The sequence below is a fragment of the Mesorhizobium sp. M7A.F.Ca.CA.002.09.1.1 genome, from assembly GCF_003998555.1.
Taxonomy (GTDB): domain Bacteria; phylum Pseudomonadota; class Alphaproteobacteria; order Rhizobiales; family Rhizobiaceae; genus Mesorhizobium; species Mesorhizobium ciceri.
This window is the reverse complement of sequence record NZ_RZRR01000867.1, coordinates 1-2,349: the sequence shown is the minus strand read 5'-3', so window position 1 is coordinate 2,349 and position 2,349 is coordinate 1. Positions and strand designations below refer to the sequence as shown.

The following is a 2,349-nucleotide window of genomic DNA, read 5'->3' as shown; positions in this document are numbered from 1 at the left end:
GCTTCGACCGCATCCGCCAGATAGTTTCCGCCCGAGCCGCGCGACCGCATCTTCAAGGCAGAATCGGCGCGGACCAGATCCTCCAGCTGCATTTCGATGCCGATTTCGGAGCAGGTCCGCGCATCGACCAGCGCATTGAAGCGCGGCGCGATTTCACCTTCCGGCGCATCGGGAAATTTTTCGAAAAGCATATCGGCGACGACAAGCCCGAGCACGCGGTCGCCAAGAAATTCAAGACGCTGGTTGTTGGTGGCCGCCTTGACCGCACTGGAATGCGTCAAGGCGGTCTCAAGCAAACGGATATCCTTGAAGACGTAACCGGTCTTGGCCTTCACCAAACCGGCCAGTGTTTCGCCTGTCGGGCGCTTCAAAGCCATCAATTGACGAAGTGGAACAGGCGCGAAGCGCGCATCAGCGACGGCCATTTCCAGATTTCGAGAGGGCTCGCCTTGCCGGCGATCGAGAAGAAGACAAGATTGGCGCGGCCAACCAGATTTTCCGCGGGAACGTAGCCGACGGTGAAACGGCTGTCGGCGGAATTGTCCCGGTTGTCGCCCATCATGAAATAGTGGCCGGGCGGCACGTCGAATTCGCGGGTGTTGTCGCCGATCGAGTTCGAATTCAGGTCAAGCGTGTCGTAGCTGACGCCGTTGGGCAGGGTTTCGCGATAGACATCGATCGGGCGCGATTCCTCGGTGATGTCGGGATTGTCGATTTGGCCTGTTTTCACGCGCGGCACGCCGACACCGTTGATGAAAAGCTGGCCGTCCTTGACCTGGATCTTGTCACCCGGCAGGCCGACAACGCGCTTGATGTAGTCGACGGACGGATCAGGCGGGAATTTGAAAACCGCCACGTCGCCGCGCTTCGGCTCGGAGCCCCAGATGCGGCCCGAAAAAATATCGGGTCCGAAAGGCAGCGAATAGCGCGAATAGCCATAGGACCATTTGGTGACGAACAGATAGTCGCCTTCCAAAAGCGTCGGCCGCATCGATCCCGACGGGATCGAAAAAGGCTGGAACAGCAGCGTGCGGATGACCAGGGCGAGCAAAAGCGCCTGGACGATGACGCTGACGGTCTCGCCAAGCCCGCCGGATTTCTTCTCGGATTTTTCAGCCACGCTCATGTCGTCCTCGATTGTGCGTTGGATGGTATAGAGTCTCGGCGCGCGCTGGGCAACGTCAATGCCGGTCGTCAGAGGCAATCAATGTGGCGCTTCTTCGACGGGCAGCGCCTCGATGATCACAAAGGCTTGAGCGAGCGGGAAATCATCCGTGATGGTGAGGTGGATTGCCGCCCGATAGCCCTTTGGCAGGATTTTGGCCAGCCTGGCCTGCGCTCCTCCCGTCAACGCCATGGTCGGCGCGCCACTGGGCAGGTTGACGACACCCATGTCGCGCCAGAACACGCCCTGCGCCAGTCCGGTGCCCAGCGCCTTGGCGCAGGCCTCCTTGGCGGCGAAACGCTTGGCATAGGAGGCCGCGCGGGCGCGTCGATTGTCCGAACGCGCCTGTTCGATGTCGGTGTAGATTCTCTGGACGAAGCGCTGGCCGTGACGCTCCAGCGATTTCTCGATGCGTCTGATGTCGATCAGGTCGCTGCCGATGCCGATGATCATCGCGCAGTGGAACCGATGCTTGCGCCGGGATGGGACGATTGCGCATGCCGGCTTGCGCGCTCGGCCAGGCGTTTGCGCCGCTGTTCGCGGAAAGCGTTCATGCCCCAGCGCGTGATGGCGTAGAACAGCAGCCCGAAGATCAAGCCGAGCGGAACCGCACCGATCAGCATCGGTTCAAGGACCGGTTTCCACAATTGCGCGAAGGAGAGGTTGTGCAACATCTCGCCCAGATGCGCCGGCGGCCCATGTGTCGGCAACCGGTCATGCAGGATGAGCTTGCCCGTTTCCCACGACGCGCCCCATAGCAACGGGAAGGTCAGCGGGTTGCCGAAAAAAACCGCGCCAAGCGCCGCCGCCACCAGATTGCCGGCTATCACCCAGCACAGGATGGCAGCGATGATGAAATGGAAACCGACGGGGAAGAATGAAGCGAAGACACCGGCCGCAACGCCGGCCGCCACCGCATGCGGTGTGGCCTTCAGCCGCAGGATGCGCTTGGAAAAATACTGAAGCGAGCGCGAAAACGAGCGGCGCGGCCAAAGATAGGTACGCACCCGCTCATAAAGGCCATCAGGCTTGCGGCGTCGAAATAGCACTCTGTTCCCGTTCCACAGCGCCCGCAACGGCACCTTCAGCCGGGCGTGGCAGCCACATCTTGCGCTTGACGATCACCCTATGGCAATCGCCAGCTTATATAACAACGCGCTGGCGCAAGAACAACCAAACACCTT

4 protein-coding genes are annotated in these 2,349 nt (G+C 60.8%); all 4 read right to left on the bottom strand.

Annotated elements, in window-relative coordinates; all coding sequences use genetic code 11:
- Nucleotides 1–335: ribonuclease III domain-containing protein (locus tag EN994_RS27540; protein ID WP_281060207.1), on the bottom strand; the 335-nt coding region annotated here is incomplete at its 3' end.
- Nucleotides 336–376: 41 nt separating this feature from the next.
- Complete coding sequence (gene lepB, locus EN994_RS27535) at nt 377–1,126, bottom strand: signal peptidase I (RefSeq protein WP_013532585.1); 750 nt, start codon at nt 1,124–1,126, stop codon at nt 377–379.
- A gap of 78 nt (nt 1,127–1,204) precedes the next feature.
- Entirely contained in the window at nt 1,205–1,618 is a 414-nt protein-coding gene (gene acpS, locus EN994_RS27530) for a holo-ACP synthase (RefSeq protein WP_013532586.1), read from the bottom strand.
- Entirely contained in the window at nt 1,615–2,214 is a 600-nt protein-coding gene (locus EN994_RS27525; RefSeq protein ID WP_013532587.1) for a DUF2062 domain-containing protein, read from the bottom strand. The genes acpS and EN994_RS27525 overlap by 4 nt, the downstream gene beginning before the upstream one ends.
- Nucleotides 2,215–2,349: the final 135 nt, after the last annotated feature.

Coding starts and splice junctions, on each gene's coding strand:
- lepB (WP_013532585.1), bottom strand. CDS start 1,126: ATGAGCGTGGCTGAAAAATCCGAGAAGAAATCCGGCGGGCTTGGCGAG.
- acpS (WP_013532586.1), bottom strand. CDS start 1,618: ATGATCATCGGCATCGGCAGCGACCTGATCGACATCAGACGCATCGAG.